Here is a 19,664-nt window from a genome sequence, read left to right on the forward strand (position 1 = left end):
TATTTTTAAAAATATTTTTAGAATACGAAGTTTTATAAAAAAAAGCAACCACAGTTTTTAGCTGTGATTGCTTTTGATTGACAACTTTCCTTTTATATTAGAAGTCCCATATCCAACTTTTACTTTGTGTGTATATAGCTCCTACAGATATTTTAGGTTCAGGTTTTGTGAAATCTACTTTTCTGAAACCAGTTGTGTAACCATTATCTCCTGTGCCAAAATTACTTGGGTTCATTACATCGATTCCACTATAACTGCTATCGATTGTGCCTCCGGGATTATATCCTACACCTCCTATTGGAGTGGATATCCCTATGTTGTATGATACAGATTTTCCTTCTATATGTTCCAAGAGAATTGGTTCACCTCCTGTGGAATCAAAGGCATCAAATTCAAAGCCTGTATCAACCCCTAGCCCCATGTTTCCTTTAAATTCAAAATAAAGGCCATGATTTCCAGTGTCATCTCTTACAATTCCTATACTAATTCCAATTCCTCCTCCTAGAGCGCCACCTATTGAATAACCAAAATATCCAGCTCCGTTAGTTTTTTTATCATTTACGGATTCATCTTCCATCTTTATATCACTATTATTATTATATCCAGTTAGTACAACGGTTTCTAATTGATTTTCTACTACTATATCACTATCGCCAATTGCAGTTTCAGAACCATTATAAATTATACTTTTTTCGCTATCATCGTCTCCATTGCCTAATGGTTTCATCCCATCTGGATCAATAAAGAAAATAGGATTATTAAAAGCATAATTATAAGGAGAATGTCTACGCATTTGTTCTGCTAATGGATCGATATTCATCCAACGTCCTATAGAGGCATCATAATTTCTAGCATGAAAATCTTGCCATTCTAGTCCGAGTTCATCGTTTTCTTCTTTTCCTTGATACCCATAGAGATGATCTCTTCCAACTTGATTGGCATTATACCCTTTATGCTTCAGTCCAAACGGATAATAATGATTTTCTTCCTTGATTTCAAATGAAGCATCAATACTTCCGTCGCCATTCATATCTTGGTACGAAAGCCTTATGTTTCCTAAGTGATCTTTGTATTGATATGTATACTCAAAACCAGTAATAGATTCCACAAGTGGCGTTGTACCTCCAAATAATCCACCACCTAATGGTTCACCACCTGTCATTTCAAATATAGGTTCTACATAACCTTCTTCGGTATTAAAGAATGTAAGCTTTAATGTTGAACCTCTGGAAGCTCCTTGCTTGTAAATATAATTGCCCGCATAGAACGTTGTTCCAGATTCGGCAGCTAGAAAATCACTTACTTGCTTTTCAAGTTTCACTCCACTTGCGTCATACGTATATGAAATTGTGCTTCCGTTGGAAAATGTAATTTCCGTTGGAAGATTTAGATAGTTATAACTAATGTTAGTGATGTTTTTGTTTTTATCTTCCACCATGTTACCATTGTTGTCATAGCTGTAATCGTTTCCTGAGGTATTTCCATCTTTGAAACCATGATTGATGTTACCAGTATCGCTTACACTTAATAATTGATTTCCTGAATAGTTGTAATTTAAATCATCCATTAATCCAAAAGAAGTAGCGTCAGGATTTGTATGACCTATTCTTTTTAATTGTTGAATGTTTCCATTAAGATCATAACTTACTAAGTCTAAGTTGTAGTTTGCAGTATTGTCTACAGCTTTTGTAATTCTGTTGAGTCCGTCATATTCATAAACATAGTTTTTCAGCGAACTGTCTTGTCCTTGACTTCTCCATGACGTACTGCTAATGTTTCCGTTAAATAATTGCTTGGTCGGATCTGTAATGTCATTGTATTTGATAGCAAAGCTAAAAAGGTCATTTCCTTGATTGTTGATATCGTTGATTCCTTTTAGCCAACCTCTTACGTTATACGTATAATCTACTTCTTGTAATTCATTTTCTAAATCGACTAGCACTAAGTCTTTGATTTTTCCTTCTGTAGAGTGAATTGCTACATCACCCATAAGTGGATTTCCATTGTCAGCTACACCAGAAACATAAAATACTTCTCCATTTTTTAGATAGTAAATTTTAGTTCCTCTTCGTTCAATAGTTAATATATCTCCAGGTGTGTATGTTCCTTGCAAACCTCTGTCTGCACCATTTTCACGAATATACATTCTTCCCCAATGTGTATAAATAGCATAATCAATAGAGGAATAGCCAGTACCACCTACTTCTTCAGCGAGCCCAACCATGATGTATTTATTCAAATTAGGAATACTGTAACTTAAATATCCATCGCCAGTAATGGTATTAGTTGTAGTGAGTGCGCCATCCCAACCTGTAGACTGATTTTTAGTAATGACATTCCCATCAACAGTTACATTGCTTAAGTTTGTATATGCGCTAATGTTAGGTATACTTCCTCCAACTTGTTTTTGAGTCAATTGCCCTAATTCATCATAGGTATTTCTTGCGATTAGTTCTTTATTGCCATCATTGATTTGTTTGGTTTGATACAATAATCTATCAGCATGATCGTATATGAAGTTATCTCTAGTCACTATTGCACGATCTCTAGAACGTTGATGTGTAGTTATACTTTTCAGTACTTTTCCAGTAAAATCTAATCGAGAACATAGTTCGTCTTTTGTGTCCAAATAACTATTATTTGTTTTTGTATATACAGCACGCGCTTTTTCATCATAATATGATTCACTAGTTATCCAATGGTTGTGTCCTATGACGCGAACCTTACTACCAGTAGCTAGTCCTTTTGTTTTGTTAGTAAAAGCTTGTCCCATGCATGAATATCCAATATGAACATTTTGTATTGCAGTTTCTGCATCTAAAAATGAACTATCACCTATTAAAGTTCCTTTGTAATCGATTTGCGTAGAGAAGAATACTTCGTCATTCTTTTTATAAAGAATTAGGTTATCAGCACGTTCAATCTTGAAACGATCTCCAATTTGAAAATATGTTGGACGTATTGTTTGATATGCGCCTTCTTCATATATGGTAATCTTGCTTTCTGTTCCGTAACCTGTATAAATAGCATAATCAATGGTATTGTAATGATCATTTCCAGCAGAATTAACAGCTGAAAGCCCAACCATAACACGTTTGTTTGTTTGAGTAACTGTATATTCAATATATCCATCACCTTGTATGAGTCCATCAGTTGTAAACCCAGCATTCCACCCGTAAGCAGCTCCTGCTGGTTTACTGACTATATTTCCATTGACTTGTAGACCATTCGCAGAGGTAAGTCCAGTGTTAATTTCATAGGAAGTTTCAGTGTCCCAAGAGTAATCATCATAATAGTTAACTGTTAATACAATTACAGAAGCATCATTTGGGAAATTAGTATTGGTATAGTATACCGAAGTGTCTCCAATAGTTGTTGCTGTGGTTGTTTTGGTTTCATATAATGCAGTAGAATCAAAAGTTGTTTGAAGAGCTGCTCTTGAACCAGAATTAATAACAATTCCTGTGTAAATAATTCTTTCAAAAGCATCGTACTTTGTAAATAACCATTTGTTTTCATTTCTTAGATTCACGTCTTGTGTTAGTACAGGACGATTTAATCTGTCATAGACTATATATTCCCATTCTTTGGCAGGAATTTTCTTCTCAATCAATCTATTTCTATGATCGTATTTGTATTGATAACAAAGTGTACTGAGATCTGTTGCACTAATTGTTGTTTTTGCGGCAGCTTCCGGCGGTAAAACATACGCTAAATTCCCATAATCATCATAAATATAGTATGTGTCATGACGTACTTCTTGATCATAGGTGCGTTTTAATACTACACGTCCTAGTTTGTCTTTGTATTCTTCCGTAGTATGATCTTTGGTAGATGCAGAAGGATTAGTAAGATTTGGTTGCCAATTTTCATCTTTGGTAATTGTTTTATATAATTCTCCCGCAAGGTAGAAGCCATCTTCTTGCAGACTTACATCTGTATAACTATTTCCAATAGTTGCTTTGAAATGACGGATATTATCAAAGTTTTGATCTGTAATTACGCCGTTATACGTATTGGTTTGATATTCCATTTTGATTGTATGATCTGTATCGGCAGTAGTATCTACCATCCAATCTAAACCAGGCGCGCCAACTTCTAATGCTCTATTTAATGGAGAATCTTCTAGTGATTGATGATTATATGCATTTGTTGTATTTTCATATTTTGTAGTATTGTAATACGCAGCCTGATTGGTCAATGCATTGCTATGAATTGCACCTTGTAAACTTGCTGCTGTATATGGTAAAAATTCTTTTTCTTGACGTCCAATTGCATCATATTCAAAATGAGTAATGATATCTTTTCCAGTTGCTCCTTGTTGAATAGCAATAGATTGTTGCGCACGTCCTAGTCCGTCAATATAATTGATGTTTTCTAACGTATCCCAATTATCTACATCAATTCCATCTTGTGTAGCTTGTTGATATGCAATTGTTTTTACATAATTATCTAATGCATCATTTCCATTACGATAAAAATATTCATTAGCAGCTAAAATGTTTCCGTCAGCATCTTTTACACGTTGTAAACGGTGAAAATCATCGTATTCGTAGGTAGTTTTATATCCTCTTATGTCTGTGCCACTGATGATTCCAATCATTGGATTATACGTGTAGTGACCAAATTGTGCATCTGGGAAATTGGTTTGTAAACTTGTTAATTGTGAGGTGTTTAATCCTGTGCTTCCCGTATGGAAGTTATTTCCAAAGAGTGTTTCAATTTCTGAAAAGTTAACACCAATAAGTTGTGCTACAGGATACATTTGATCATAACCCCAGATATAACTGATAGGAGTACCATCTTTTTTGCTGACTTGTAGAATGTTTCCATACGAATCATAACGTTGATATTCCAATCTGTCTTCTAAAATGTCTGTTCCTTTTGAAACAGCAATAGTCTTAGGTAAAATAAGATCGGTTTCAAATTCGTAATATTCAGTTTTTAATTGATCTAAAAGAGTTCCATTTTTATAATTTTCTACTTCAAGAACTTCATTGATTCTGTTTAGATTTACTAATGAATTACGAATAGCAGTATTGTTTCCTCCGGTTGGAAAACTGGTATCTACAGGATAATAATATTTTGTCATATAATCCTGAGTAATGCCTTTTTCATCAAAAAATGTATGCTTTTCTTTAAGCTGATAATTTACTGGGTGATATGAGAATGTTTCTCTTGATGTTGTTACTGTTTGGTTTGATTGTAAATCATAGAAGTAATCTTTAGTAATGGTTTCTGTCAACTGAGAAATTCCAGCATAATAAGAGTAAAAATGTGAATCTATATAATTTGATGGATCACCACAATTGTACATGTAAATAGGCCCAGCAATAGAGACCTCACTTTCTGGATTTATGGGCAATTCAATTTGGACGGTAGTCGTTAAATAACCATCATAAGTCTTAAAAAATTGATCCCATTCACAACTACTGTATTGCTTCAGACTCATTTGTACATTATCCGCCACTATTTTTGAAGAAGTTGTATATGTATGGGTTACTTCTTTGAGTTTGCGATCATTTTCATCAAAAATTTCCTCTTTTGTGAGCAATCCTCTTTTGAAATCTTTATCTTCTTGTGGAACAAATGGGTAAGATGGAGTTACAAAAGTTGGTTCGTCTTTTGGAGAAACAAAAGTATATCTAGTTTCTCCATTATTTTCTTTGTATACACGTATATTTTGATAACCAACATAATTCCCTTTGGTCATTTGTACATTTACAGCATTGCTATAATTTTGAACGCGATATCTTACTACTGAAGTTGGACCCCATACGTAACCATTTAGAAACATATGCCTTCTTGCAATATCATAGGGCTTATCATATAGTTCACCATCAAATGATCCACTTGAAACGCTTGTATCATCAAACTCGTTATAATCATAATATGTTTTTGTAGCGATGTTATTTTTATCCTTAAAAGTAATTGAACCTACACGTAAACCGCCACCATTAAAGTATTTTTGATTTGGAGTGAATTTGGGATAGTTCAGCGAAATATCAACATTTACGCTATCAATATTAGAAGATATATACTCTCTATGGCTCAATTGAATAAAGTACCATCCGCTAGGAAGAATTGGTTGATGTGAAGCTGTTGTAATTGTATAATTAAGTGAATTGTCATAGTTGGGCGTTTCAAAATCTGAAACGCTTGTAGGCGCTGCGCAAAGTCCTGTGCAATCTGGATCAAATCCAACAGAAGCTTTTACTGTTACAGGTGTAATTTTTACATGAAAGTTTTCAAGTTCATTCCCAAAAGGTTGATTTGGCACCGTTGACGTAGTATTGATATTGAGTGTTGTGTTTGTAGATAAACCATCTATGTATACAAATTCGATATTAGGCGTAAATCCATTTTGAGGAGTAATTTGATCGTTTAATGTATAATTTGCAGTAAAGTTTATTTGGTTTTCGGGAATATCACGAAGATTTACAGGTTCGTCTCCAAAATAGCTAAACGTATTAGATTCAAAATTAAATGATTTTACGCCGCCAGTAGGGTAGTGCATTTCGGTTAATACACCAGTAGTTACATTTCCTCCATTATAATAACCCCAACGATCTTTTTGAAGATCACCAAATGCAGGTAAATCTTCTTTATTATGATAGGTCATTACATATGGAAGTGTTGTATTTCCGCGAGTATGATTCACTTGATTTAAAAATAAGCGATTTCCTAAACTTGTTTCAGAATAGCTGAATGAAAAACTTTCTACAACAGCGCCTGTAGCATCTTTACGTTGTATTTGAGTAAGTTTTGCTCCTGTGCTAAATAATGGTGGAGATATAGAACCACTATATTCAGGATGTCCTACAGTATGATTAAATTCAATAGTAGAATTATCTTTTGATAAGATAATACGACTTAGTTTTTGTGTTTGTATTTGAAGTGCGCTCGCTGTATACGAATTTCCTGATTCAAGCAAGCCTTTATTGAAATTTTCAAAAACTTCATAGGCATCTCCTGTGATTAAAGCAGCATTACCTAAAACTTTTTTAACTGTTGAGTTTTTAGGAGTTTCAAAGTTTTCCTGAACATCTGTGTATTCAAAAGTGCACAACGGTTTTAAATTGCTAGTGGTAACTTTTTTGAGCATCCAAGCTGAGTGGTACACATTATTTGCTACAGTACTTCCAAGACTTATACTGATTCCGCTTGATAGAGGTGATGATACGGTTGTTTCTTTATATTCTTGTCCAAAGGTATAAATGGTGCCTGTTTCATCAGTAATTTCAAAAGCATCCATAACAAAAGTAATAGGGTCATAGAAAAGTTCTATTTCTAGTTTTTGATCGTAGGATAATAATTTAGCTTCTAGATTTCCAGCTGTATTTTTGATGATTACAAATCGTCCAGATCTTCCTAGGAAACTAAACTGATATAAGTCTAATTGTGTATCAAATCGTTCAATCCCTCGAACTCCTTTCCATAGAAACTCATTAGAAGCTGCAGGATTATTTACGAATGGATAGTTAAAATAATTATTATGTAAAACTCCTATTCCTTGATTGGGAACATTTTTTTCGTCAGGTTCGCCAACAACGGTACGAGAAATTACACCGCCAGCATCTAAAGTCCATCCGGTTCCTGTCCATCCTGAACGTTCATCAATACGAATACCTGTAGTGTTGTATCGAAGTGATAAATTGAGTCCTACATTTGGTGATAATTGTTTTCCAAATATGGGAATGCCAATATCAGGAACTCCTGTATATTGACTTACAGGAACTTCTTCAAATTGCATTAAGTTCGCAACTGTTGGTGAAGCTGGAATAATTGTTGGTAATTCTGTTGGATTTGAATCGTCTTGTGCGTATGATCCTTGATGAAACGTTAATCCAAAAATGACACACACAATTTGCATGAAATACTTTTTCATAGAAAAATTGGTTTTAATGTTAATGTATTCTAATAAATTGTGTAGAGTCTTCAACAAATAAACTAATGAATTATGAGTTGTTTGAAAATAATGTATAAGCGTTATGTTTTGTAGAAAACGATATTAACTTTCTTATGGTTTTGAATACGTTCGCAAGAAAGTTTACTCGATAATCGAGATTTAAACGTTCAGAAATTCGCCTCGAAATTTTTTTAATTGTTTCTGTTCAATGCTTCGTGAGCTTGCCCTGAAATAGTTTGCTTATGTAGGGTGAGATATGGTTGATTGATTTTTTGAAATTTTTACTCAATTTTCAGCTAATTGCCGAGTCATTTATTTTACGATTATTCAATGACTAGCAGTATTATATATTTGGCTTCTTTCTTAGTTCATTACCGAACTACAGATTCTTTATCATCAAATAGCTCAATCAGAATTCTTTTTTAAAATATTGGGTAAACAGTATTCATCTGCGTTTGATTCCAAGTTTCAAATCAAGCACGATTCACACTTTTATACTTAAAAATTAGTTGTAGAAAACAATAGATTTTAAAAACAAAAAAGCCATCCGATTGGATGGCTTTGCAAAGCTTTGCTCCCCCTCTTGGGCTCGAACCAAGGACCCTCTGATTAACAGTCAGATGCTCTAACCAACTGAGCTAAGGAGGAGTGTTATTGCTTTTTGCGAGGGCAAATATATGTTATTTTTTATTTCGAACAAACATTTTTTTTAAAAAAATAAAAAAGTTTTTTGTTCTGCACTATCTCTTACTAAGAACCACCTTTAATAAGGTTCCAGATATCATTTCCAAAGATAACCACCATTAAACTCATAATGATTACAAAACCAACTATTTGTCCTATCTCCATTACTTTTTGTGATGGTGCCTTTCCAACAATGATTTCGTATAATAAAAACATTACGTGTCCTCCATCTAAGGCTGGAATAGGTAATATATTTAAAAAAGCTAACCACACAGAAAACATAGCCATAAAGCCCCAAAAGAATTGCCAATCCCAAACAGGCGACATCATTTCTACAATTCCAATAGGTCCTTTTACTTTTTTGTATCCTTGAATTACTGGATTAAATATTAATTTAAATTGCTTTACCTGGCGAACTAGTACATTAATCGTTTCTTCAAATCCTCTAGGAATCGCTTCAAAAAAACCGTATTCTTTAGTAATTACTAGTCGATCTACAGCTTTATTGTTATCTAATACAACACCTATTCCTCCTTTACTAGGAACCATTACAGGAAGTGTAATGTTTTTTCCTTCTCTCTTTACGGTTAATTGAATTTCTTTATTCGTGTTTTCTTTTATTTTAGTGCGAAATTGATCCCAAAACTGAATTTTAGCGCCATTTATGCCAACTACTTCATCATTTGGTAATATTCCCGCTTTTTTAGCATTTGTGCTGTCTGATACTGCTCCTATGATGGCAGCTATTCTTGGCGTAACAAAGTTTCTTCCTTTACTATCTAATGCCGCTTTTTTCCCTTCATCACTTAATGGAACAGTTTCTTCTTTTCCATTTCGTAAAACTGTTACTTGATCACCTAGTAAAATATCTATAGTTAAATACTTGTCTAACTTTTCAACCTTATTTCCGTCAATTTTTAGAATTTTATCTCCTGTGCGTAATCCAATTTGCTCACTGATTTCATCTACATACAAACCGTCTTTAATTTGATCTACAGGAACATATGTTTCACCATAATATACAAATAGTGAAATGTAAATTACCCAAGCCAATAAGAAGTTGACAATAACACCACCTAACATGATGATTAAACGTTGCCAAGCTGGTTTTGAACGGAATTCCCAAGGTTGAGGTGGTTTTTCCATTTGTTCTTTATCCATGCTTTCATCAATCATTCCAGCAATTTTAACATAACCACCTAGTGGAAGCCATCCAATACCATACTCAGTTCCTTTAATTTTTTTCTTTACGATAGAGAACCAAGGATCAAAAAATAAATAGAATTTTTCAACTTTCGTTTTAAAAAGTTTAGCTGGTATAAAATGCCCTAATTCGTGAAGAATCACTAAGATTGATATGATTAGGATAAACGATGTAATCTGAATAAATAATCCCATTTATAGTATAAAATGTTTATAGAACGCACAAAAGTAAGGTTTTATCATTACTTATAAAAAATAGCGACGCTCTAAAATTTGTTTTTATTGTATTTATTCAGCTATATAAAAAGGATAGATTACTTTTTTGTTGTCACTAAGGTTGTTTTGTTTACAGTGTTTTCTATAGAAGGAGTAATTTCTAATTCGGCAACAGCTTCAATATCAATACCAATGTTGTTGTTTCTTGAAATTAAATCAAATTTAGGATCAAAAATCATATCAGCGATTTCAAAATCCACTGCAATTTGAAATTCCTGACCATTCACAGTATTATCAATTGTAATGTACTCTTCTTCTCCTTGTGTTCCAATCACTAAAAAAGATACATTCATTTCAAAAAAATCAACTTTTCTGTTAGACTGTGCTTGATTCATTTTGATATTTAATTTACTTTCTGCTCCTTGATACCAAGCGATATCGTACGAAGGATATCCTTCACCGTAAATCCAATCATTGAAGAACTCTTGTAAATTTTGTCCACTAGCTTTTTCTAAGTGAACTTGTAGTTGATCTGTATTTGCATATCCGTATGCTAATTCTTCGTCGTTTAAGTAATTTCGAATGGCTTGAAAAAATACGTCATCACCTAATTTTGTGCGTAACATATGAATTACCATTGCACCTTTGTTGTAACTTAATCTAGAACTAAAGATGCGCCCAACATTATCTAATTTATCATCTTGCACATATACCGATCCATTTCTTGAGGTAGTAATATCTGCAATTTTTCCACGTTTCCAGTTGATAAAATCTTGCTCTCCGTCGAAATGATTTTCAACCAAACCAGATAAATACGTAGCAAATCCTTCGTTAAGCCAAATGTCATTCCAAGAATCGCAAGTAACCTTGTTTCCAAACCATTGATGTGCTAACTCATGCGCAATTAATGATCTGCTAAAATTCCCCATAAACGAAATCGTAGAATGCTCCATTCCACCACCATATTCAAACTCTGCATGACCGTATTTTTCATCTTTAAAAGGATATTCTCCAAATAAATCTTGAAAAAGGTTCATAATGTCAACAGTAACTTTCGTGTACTCTTCTGCTTTTTCTTTTGATTCTGGATATACATAATTTACAATGTCAAAACTATGTCCGTTTCTCTCAACAGTTTGAGAGAATACTTCGTAATCTGTAACAGCAACTCCAATTAAATAAGAAGCAATTGGATAATTATGTTGCCAATGAGTCGTTATTACAGCTCCTTCTTGAGTTTCTGATATTACCATTCCGTTGGAAACAGCTTTGTAAGCTGCAGGAGCCGTAATAATGACATCAATTTGATCTACTTTATCATTTAAATCTTGTTTGCATGGCCACCAATCTCTTGAACCGTAAGGTTCAGAAAGTGTATATAAAGATGGCGTGTTGTTATGTGTTGTTGTTACAAATCCTTCGCCACGAGCGTTTTTATTAGGAACTCCTTCGTAAGTAATTGTAACTGTATGTGTAGCGCTTTCGCAAAGACTATCTGTAAAAGTTAATACAAGTTCGTTGTTTTCATGTGTGAAAGCCAAATCTTCTTTTCCATTAGCTACTGAAGAAACTTCTAATTGGTCAGATAAGTCAAATGTAATTGTTTCTGTGTTCTCTAAAACACGAAATTCGGTACTAACTTTTCCCTTTATATAGTGTATTGCTGGATCAACTTCTAGTTCTAATCTGTGAGATAATAAATCATACGAAGCTGTATGTTCATTTGCTTCAAAATCATGTATGTGTTGAGCTCTATTGTGTTCTGTTTCAACCACATCGATCAATTCCTGATCTGTCTGGCTAAAAGCGACAAAAGTCCACAAGAAACCAAGGGCTAATATGGTATTCTTCATAGTTAAGTTAGATTTGGGACAGACAATATAGGAATTTTTCACTGTCAAAAATAAAAATCGTAAATTTGTACAGGGTTTTTTCGATGAAAGCCCCAAATCAATTCGACGAACTGTAAATTTATCCGTTAAACGACACTAAATGATATCATTTTTTAGAGAATACAGACTTTTTGCGATTGTAATGGGCTGTTTATCAGCGATTATCGTCACCGTTTTCTACTTTGCATTAAAGAAGAAAAATGTGCTTCCTATATATCAACCTGCTAATGTAAATGTCGAATTAGTTGACAATTCCATACAACATGTAAGTAAATATCATAAAATAAATAATTTTTCTTTGGTAAATCAGAATGGTAAAACCGTGACACAGAAAGATTATGAAGGCAAAATTTACGTAGCAGATTTCTTTTTCACAACTTGTCAAACTATTTGCCCGATCATGACGAAAAACATGACGGAAATTCAAAAAGCAATACTAGATGACGATGACATAATGTTATTATCACATTCCGTAACACCCGAAATTGATACGGTAGCACAATTAAAACGCTACGCAATTGAAAAAGGTGTAAATGATAAGAAATGGAATTTAGTTACTGGCGATAAAAAACAAATTTATGACTTGGCGCGTAAATCGTACTTAGCTGTGAAATCAGATGGCAACGATGATTACGGAATGGTACATACCGAAAATTTTATGTTGATCGATAAAAAACGTCGCATTCGCGGATTTTATGACGGTACTAAAAAAGAAGATATTGAAAAATTGCTCGACGATATCGAAACGCTAAAAGAATCTTACGAATAGCGCTTTTTCTTCACGGAAGTTTTCTAACTAAACTTTTTAACTTATTTTTGCTTCTTTAAAATTAATCTAAATAAAGAAATGTTGACGGTTGCTGATTTAAAAAAAGGAGAAAAAGCGAAAGTGCTTGATTTTTCGGTAGATACAATTCCGCTAAAACTTATAGAAATGGGTTGTTTGCCTGGAAATGAAATCGAATTAGTGCAGACAACACTTTTTAACGGACCTTTATTTTTAAGGATTAATGGAAGTAATATTGCGATTCGTAAAAATACTGCCGCAGAAATATTAATAGAAAAAATATAATATCCTATTAGCTAATGAGTGATACAACAATAAAAGTAGCCCTAATAGGAAATCCAAATACAGGAAAAACCTCATTGTTCAACCATTTAACTGGATTGAACCAAAAAGTAGGGAACTACCCAGGAATTACTGTTGATAAGAAAACTGGAACCTGCAAACTTTCTAAAACGCACAAAGCTACCATACTCGATTTACCTGGAACGTATAGTTTGAATGCTTCTTCTGCAGATGAAAAAATAGCAATTGACGTTTTAAATGATACTACCAATGAGTTTTATCCTGATGTTGCCGTAGTTGTAACTGATGTTGAAGAGTTAAAACGAAACTTGCTCATTTTTACGCAGGTGAAAGATCTAGAAATTCCAACACTATTAGTTATCAATATGGCTGATAGAATGAAATCTAAAGGAATTTCAATAAATATACCTCAATTAGAAGCCGATTTAAATACAAAAATTGTAATCATCAGTTCCAAATTACAAACAGGAATTGATGAAGCAAAAGAAGCAATTCTTTCTTATACTACACTTTCAGCAGAACGCTGTATTGCCGCAGAAAAGATAGAAAAAAATACCATTACAAATCCTGAGTTATTAACATCTCTGTCAAAAACAGAACTCAAAAAAGTACAGCATAGAGAAACTATTGTTAGATATAAGTTTATCAATGATACGCTCAAAAAATCGTATACAGTAGACAAGGCAAAAGCATCGGATTTACAAACAAAACTCGATCGAATTTTTACACATAAAATCTTCGGATATGTAATTTTTGCAATCTTATTATTGCTCATATTTCAAGTAATTTTTGAATGGAGTTCAGTACCGATGGACTTTATTGATGGAATTTTTGGCTCGTTGGCAGATTGGACAAAAGAAGTATTGCCTGCCGGAATGTTTACTGATCTACTTGCCGAAGGAATCATTACAGGATTGGGAGGAATAGTGATATTTATTCCACAAATCGCCTTTCTATTTCTCTTTATCGCCATTTTGGAAGAAAGTGGTTATATGAGCCGTGTTGTCTTTTTAATGGACAAAATTATGCGTCGATTTGGCTTAAGTGGAAAAAGTGTAGTTCCTTTAATCTCTGGAGCTGCATGTTCTATTCCTGCTATTATGGCAACAAGAAACATAGAAAGCTGGAAAGAACGTTTAATTACGATTTTAGTGACGCCATTTATTACTTGTTCTGCAAGATTGCCAGTATACGCGATTTTAATTGCACTTGTAATTCCCGGTGAACGTGTCTTTTGGTTCTTCAATTGGCAAGGAATTACGCTGATGCTACTTTATATTATTGGATTTGCTATAGCGTTACTTTCAGCATTCATACTACACAAAACACTAAAGATTGAAAGCAAGTCTTATTTTGTTGTAGAATTACCAAAATACAAAGTACCATTATTTAAAAATATTGCTTTTACTGTAATAGAAAAGACCAAAGCATTTGTATTTGAAGCTGGAAAAATCATTTTAGCAATTTCTATCATTCTATGGGTTTTAGCATCTGTTGGTGTCAATGAAAAATTTGACAATGCGGAAGAATTGATTACAGAATCAATTGAACAAAATGGTTTTAACGAAATTCAAGAAATTTCTTTGCAGAATAAAATTTTACGACTAGAAGAAAGCTTAAAAAAAGAAGCGAAAGAAGCTGGAAAAACGATAAGTATACAAGACATTAGTTCAGCTGTAGCTGAAAAAACACCAGAATTTAGAGAGGCAGTTGTAGAAGATGAAATAGCAGGATTACGACTAGAAAACTCAGTATTGGGTGTTATAGGAAAAACGATTGAACCAGTTATAAAACCACTAGGTTACGACTGGAAAATAGGAATTGCATTGGTAAGTTCGTTTGCAGCTCGTGAAGTATTTATAGGAACACTGGCTACTATTTATAGTGTTGGAAGTGAGGGAGATGACGAAGATGGAAATACCATCAAAGCAAAAATGCAGTCGGAAGTGCATGCCGATTCTGGAAAAAAGGTATTTACTTTTGCTTCTGGTATTTCGCTATTATTGTTTTATGCGTTTGCCATGCAATGTATGAGTACGCTTGCTATTGTAAAACGCGAAACAAATGGTTGGAAATGGCCTATGATTCAACTCTTTGGAATGTCTGCTATTGCATACATTGCTGGATTAATAGCGTATCAATTTTTAAAATAAAATTATGATTCAAGAAATATTAGTTGGTATCACATTCTTTATTGCTATAGGTTTTATTATCAAGAAATTTTTTTGGCAAAAGAAAACCGCAAAAGCTTGTGGAAAAGACAATTGCGGTTGTCATTAAATTGCAAATTGCTTTTTAAAAATAATAGTTCACTCCAAAAAGTAAATTTGAAGTATTTAAAGATAAACCGAATCCTTTAGAATCTGAATTGTAATCATTGGAAATGGCGTTAGCGTTATTCTTAGAGTCACTACTTGAATAGCCTAGTGATCCAATGGAAGTTTCTAATGCTAAATTTTTGTTCAGTATCAATGTAAGTCCAGGTCGCACACCTATAAATAAATTCTTTGTTCTCCAATCACCTTCATTTTCGAGCTCTGTTTTAGAAAATGAAAAACGAGTTTCACCTTGTATAAAAAAGGCTAATTTTTTTCCTATTCCTTTGTAATAGCGTACATACGGAAATATTCTATATGTATTGTTCTTGGACTCAAAGTCTACTTGATCAGATCGATCATCTTGTTCTTGTATGACATGCGAATATCCAAGACCTAATCCGATAAAAAAGTTATCGCTAATAGCATAACTATAAGAAGAATTGATGTTGTAATGAGTCCTTTTTGTATCAAAATTTTGTGTTTCACTAATAAAATTTGAATCAGAAGTTCCTAATGATAAGCTTAGATTTACAAACTGTGTTCCTTTCTCAAAGGTAAGTTTGTCCGATTGGTTTTCGTCATCTTGAGCATTCACAAAAGCAATCATAAGTAGACATACTACTAAAGTAATTTTTTTCATACTAAATGGTTTTAATGTTTAATGTTAAAACCAAATGTAGTATAGCATATTTAAAAAATAAATAGGTTTAACAGGGTTTTAATCTTTTTTAGAAAAGTTTAACTAGAAAAATAATTTGGTAAGTTCTTAGATCGAAAAGAAAATAAAGCGTATAAAAAAAAGAGAGCGTTAAGCCTCACTCTCTTTTTTCAACAAAAATTGTTAACTGTGTCTTTAGGGAAAACAACTAATGATTTCTAAAATTACTCAATACTAAAGTACATTGATTATTAAATAATAAAATTTTATTTAGATTAATAAACTCTATTTGTCGATAAACGCACTTTAATATTCGATAAACGGTAATTGGTGTTTTGTATAAAATACTGAAATTCAGGCGGCTAACATTTGTTAGTTATTGTCTTTGATAATGTAGGAAACTATAACGCATTTTAACTTCCAAAGCTAATTGAAACCCATAATCAATGATTTTTTCTTCCTAATTTCTGAGGATATAACAATTCAATGATAGTTTACGACAATTCAACAGAAAGTGTTCTTATATATGAGGGAAGTATTGCACTTTTGAAATATCAATGAAACAAACGAACACTAAAAATCAAAAATTATGACACCAGCAGAAGTTTTCAAAATTGTAGGGATGCTTGCAATGCCAATGTGGATTCTACTCATTTTTCTTCCGAAATGGAAAGTAACCAGATTTCTTATTGATTACAAAGTAATTCCAATTGTATTATCTGTGATTTATGCAATTTATATTGTCAAAGCTATTGCAGCAGATGGCATGATGGATTTTGGAAGTTTACGATCTGTAATGCAATTGTTTACCGTAGAAAATGCCGTATTAGCAGGTTGGGTTCATTATCTAGCTTTCGACTTATTAGTAGGTATGTGGATTGTAAATCAAAATAAAACATTAAAAATTCATCCAATTATTGTGGCACCTTGCCTGTTTGGAACTTTCATGTTTGGACCTGTAGGGTTCTTAATATTCTTCATTATCAGAGCTATTAAACTTAAAAAAGTATCATAATGCGACTATTAAAACATATATTCAGTACCGTAAAAAAAGAAAGTCCTATACTATTTACGATTGTCATGCTTCATTTTGTAGGTGCAATTGTTTGTGTTGGCGGAATTTTTATAGATGAAAGAACACTTGCAGGCATTAATGTTTGGATAAAACCCTTAAAATTTTGTGTTTCAGGCGGAATTTATATCATGACAGTAGGTTTTTTAATGACGAAATATCCGTACTCTAAAACAAAGAAAAACATCATGAACAATATTGTTTCTTGGACATTACTTTTAGAAATTGGAATTATTTTTTATCAAGCAGCACGCGGTGTTCGCTCACATTATAATCAAGAATCTTTATTTGATGGATTGCTTTTTGCAGCTATGGGAATACTAATTGCCATCAATGTATTGCAAATGATTTTATTTGTTTTTGATGCTGCCCGATTAAAAATGAAAGTCGCAAAACCGATACAGGTAGCTATTTTTATGGGTTGGATTGTCGTAATTGTTGGAAGTTGGGTTGGCGGACAAATGATAGGACAAATGGCACACAATGTTGGTGTCGCTGATGGAGGAGAAGGTTTGCCAATTTTAAACTGGAGTACTGTTGCAGGCGATTTACGAGTTGCGCACTTCTTCGGATTGCATGGTATTCAAATAATTCCGTTATTCGCATGGATACTTGTTAAAAAGTGGAAAGCGACAACAACAAAAAGAGTCCTTACTGTGATTGTTTTCGGATTGTTATTTTCTGCATGGATTGCATATATGTTTTACCAGGCCAAACAAGGAATGCCATTAATCAAATTATAATCGAGAAGCATGTTATTTAATAAGGAAAAACGCTTAAAATATATAGGATTCAACGATCTTTGGTTTGTTATTACTGGTATTATAGTGCTAAGTTTTGTAACCGATTACTTATTCGCAAATTCTTTTATGCGTTATCCTTTTAAGAAAGCCGTTACCAATTGGAGTATATCCTTGTTTTTTTCTACGGCTAACTGGTTTACGATACGATTCATTTTTATCATACTTCGAAAAAATTTTCCTGAAATAGAACATGTAGGAAAACGTATTTTATGCCTATTTTTTTCCATTATAATTTCGGTAACTTCTATTGATGTTATAGGTGGCTTATTTTTTGGGTATCTTTTGGGTGGAACATATCATTTTACAGAACGCTATAAAGTATTACTGCCAATTATCATTATTACAATTATGGTAATGGCAATTTATGAAGCAGTATACTTTTATATTCAACTCAAAAAATCCATTAGAGAAGAAGAACAAGCCAAACAAGTAGTGGTTTTGGCACAATTAGATGCTTTGCGCAATCAGGCACAGCCACATTTTTTCTTTAATAGTTTAAATACATTGCGTGATATTATTGATCAAAACTCAAAAGAAGATGCCAAACAGTTTGTAGATAAATTATCGGATGTCTATCGTTTTATTTTAGATTCAGGCGATGTAAATGTTATTCCGCTGCGTGATGAACTCAAATTTGCACGTGCATACATTCACATTCAATCAGAACGTTTTGGTGATAATTTAAAGCTAAATTGGCAATTACCAGAAACTGCACTAGATCTAATGATTGTTCCGATGAGTTTACAATTATTACTTGAAAATGCTATAAAACATAATGTTATCTCTCGATCAAAACCTCTAACAATTAATGTTGATGTAAAGGAAGGATATTTAGTAGTACACAACAAAATTCAGCCAAAATCAACACAATTGCCTTCTACCAAACTCGGTTTAATTAATATTGAAAAAAGACAAGCATTAATCTCAAATAAACTACCAAAAGTTGTCAATAATGGAAAAGAATTTATAGTGTCCATACCATTATTAACTGCGTCAGATATAAAAGCTTACTCATGAATGTACTTATCATAGAAGACGAATTTCGTGCAGCAAATCAGTTGCAAAATATGCTCAAAACTTGTGATTTTGAGTATAATTTAATCGATATTATTGATACGGTTGAAGATGCTGTTGTATGGTTTCAGCAAAACGAAATGCCCAACTTAGTTTTTATGGACATTCAATTGGCTGATGGTTTGAGTTTTGAAATTTTTCAAAAAGTTGAGGTAGAAGCACCAATTATTTTTACAACCGCGTTTGATCAATATGCAATTCAGGCATTTAAAGTAAATAGTGTCGATTATTTATTGAAACCCATTCAGGAAGAAGATTTACAAAAAGCATTGCAAAAGTTTAGTAAATCCAATCAGTCGCAACACATAGAAAATTCAGTTTTAAAACAATTATTAACGAGCATACAAACGCAAACGGAACAGAAAAATGCTAAAACTCGAAATGGTTTACTTGTAAAAGAAGGAACTGGTTTTGTGCAGATTAAAGTTGCTGACGTACACTATGTATACTCTGAAGACAGCATTACGTTTGCCGTAACAAAAAATAAACGTTATATCGTAGATGAAACGATCGATCAGTTATTTAATTCCTTAGATTCTGATCAGTTTTATAAAATCAATCGTGGACAAGTTGTTGCAAAAAATGCTGTTGAAAAAATAAATCCGTATTTCAATCATCGTGTAAAACTCACCGTTTTGCAAGAACGTGATCAAGAATTTATCGTTAGTCGCCAAAAAACAAGCGATTTTAAAGCTTGGATGAATCAATAGTTGAAAATTTTAAAATATAAAATGGTATTTTCGTC

At 32.9% G+C, this 19,664-nt stretch carries 12 protein-coding genes and 1 tRNA gene; 8 read left to right on the forward strand and 5 right to left on the reverse strand.

The window, feature by feature from the left end; genetic code table 11:
• Positions 1 to 97 precede the first annotated feature (97 nt).
• The 4 genes from ACOQOS_RS15950 to ACOQOS_RS15965 form a co-directional block, all read right to left on the reverse strand.
• Entirely contained in the window at positions 98 to 7,888 is a 7,791-nt protein-coding gene (locus ACOQOS_RS15950; RefSeq protein ID WP_420571465.1) for a DUF6443 domain-containing protein, read from the reverse strand.
• A gap of 595 nt (positions 7,889 to 8,483) precedes the next feature.
• Positions 8,484 to 8,557, reverse strand: a tRNA-Asn gene (locus ACOQOS_RS15955).
• A gap of 102 nt (positions 8,558 to 8,659) precedes the next feature.
• Positions 8,660 to 9,991, reverse strand: a complete 1,332-nt coding sequence (gene rseP, locus ACOQOS_RS15960) for an RIP metalloprotease RseP (protein ID WP_420571466.1) — start codon at positions 9,989 to 9,991, stop codon at positions 8,660 to 8,662.
• Positions 9,992 to 10,110: 119 nt separating this feature from the next.
• Positions 10,111 to 11,865, reverse strand: a complete 1,755-nt coding sequence (locus tag ACOQOS_RS15965; protein WP_420571467.1) for a M1 family metallopeptidase — start codon at positions 11,863 to 11,865, stop codon at positions 10,111 to 10,113.
• Between the two features lie 139 nt (positions 11,866 to 12,004).
• Between ACOQOS_RS15965 and ACOQOS_RS15970 the strand changes: the two genes are divergently transcribed.
• From ACOQOS_RS15970 to ACOQOS_RS15985, 4 genes are all read left to right on the forward strand, one after another.
• A complete protein-coding gene (locus tag ACOQOS_RS15970; RefSeq protein ID WP_420571468.1) occupies positions 12,005 to 12,673 on the forward strand; it encodes an SCO family protein in 669 nt (222 codons plus the stop codon).
• Positions 12,674 to 12,751: 78 nt separating this feature from the next.
• A complete protein-coding gene (locus ACOQOS_RS15975) occupies positions 12,752 to 12,976 on the forward strand; it encodes a FeoA family protein (protein WP_420571469.1) in 225 nt (74 codons plus the stop codon).
• Positions 12,977 to 12,990: 14 nt separating this feature from the next.
• Positions 12,991 to 15,147 carry a ferrous iron transport protein B gene (gene feoB / locus ACOQOS_RS15980; RefSeq protein ID WP_420571470.1) on the forward strand — a complete coding sequence of 719 codons (2,157 nt, stop codon included), beginning with the start codon at positions 12,991 to 12,993 and terminating at the stop codon, positions 15,145 to 15,147.
• Positions 15,148 to 15,151: 4 nt separating this feature from the next.
• The gene (locus ACOQOS_RS15985; protein WP_420571471.1) at positions 15,152 to 15,274 is read left to right on the forward strand and encodes a FeoB-associated Cys-rich membrane protein; all 123 of its coding nucleotides are present in this window, start codon (positions 15,152 to 15,154) and stop codon (positions 15,272 to 15,274) included.
• Between the two features lie 15 nt (positions 15,275 to 15,289).
• Here ACOQOS_RS15985 and ACOQOS_RS15990 read toward each other — a convergent pair whose 3' ends face one another.
• On the reverse strand, positions 15,290 to 15,952 hold the full coding sequence (locus tag ACOQOS_RS15990; protein WP_420571472.1) for an outer membrane beta-barrel protein: 663 nt from the start codon (positions 15,950 to 15,952) through the stop codon (positions 15,290 to 15,292).
• 607 nt (positions 15,953 to 16,559) lie between these two features.
• Here ACOQOS_RS15990 and ACOQOS_RS15995 point away from each other — a divergent pair.
• Genes ACOQOS_RS15995 through ACOQOS_RS16010 form a run of 4 tightly spaced genes read left to right on the forward strand, consistent with a single transcriptional unit; the run spans position 16,560 to position 19,629 of the window.
• Positions 16,560 to 16,985 carry an ABA4-like family protein gene (locus ACOQOS_RS15995; protein ID WP_420571473.1) on the forward strand — a complete coding sequence of 142 codons (426 nt, stop codon included), beginning with the start codon at positions 16,560 to 16,562 and terminating at the stop codon, positions 16,983 to 16,985.
• Positions 16,985 to 17,785: a hypothetical protein gene (locus ACOQOS_RS16000; protein WP_420571474.1), complete on the forward strand. Its 801-nt coding sequence runs from the start codon at positions 16,985 to 16,987 to the stop codon at positions 17,783 to 17,785. The genes ACOQOS_RS15995 and ACOQOS_RS16000 overlap by 1 nt, the downstream gene beginning before the upstream one ends.
• Before the next feature lie 9 nt (positions 17,786 to 17,794).
• A complete protein-coding gene (locus ACOQOS_RS16005; protein ID WP_420571475.1) occupies positions 17,795 to 18,862 on the forward strand; it encodes a sensor histidine kinase in 1,068 nt (355 codons plus the stop codon).
• The gene (locus ACOQOS_RS16010; RefSeq protein ID WP_420571476.1) at positions 18,859 to 19,629 is read left to right on the forward strand and encodes a LytR/AlgR family response regulator transcription factor; all 771 of its coding nucleotides are present in this window, start codon (positions 18,859 to 18,861) and stop codon (positions 19,627 to 19,629) included. Before ACOQOS_RS16005 ends, ACOQOS_RS16010 begins: the two co-directional genes overlap by 4 nt.
• Positions 19,630 to 19,664: the final 35 nt, after the last annotated feature.

This window comes from Kordia sp. (assembly GCF_965224175.1).
In the GTDB taxonomy this organism is placed as follows: Bacteria; Bacteroidota; Bacteroidia; order Flavobacteriales; family Flavobacteriaceae; genus Kordia.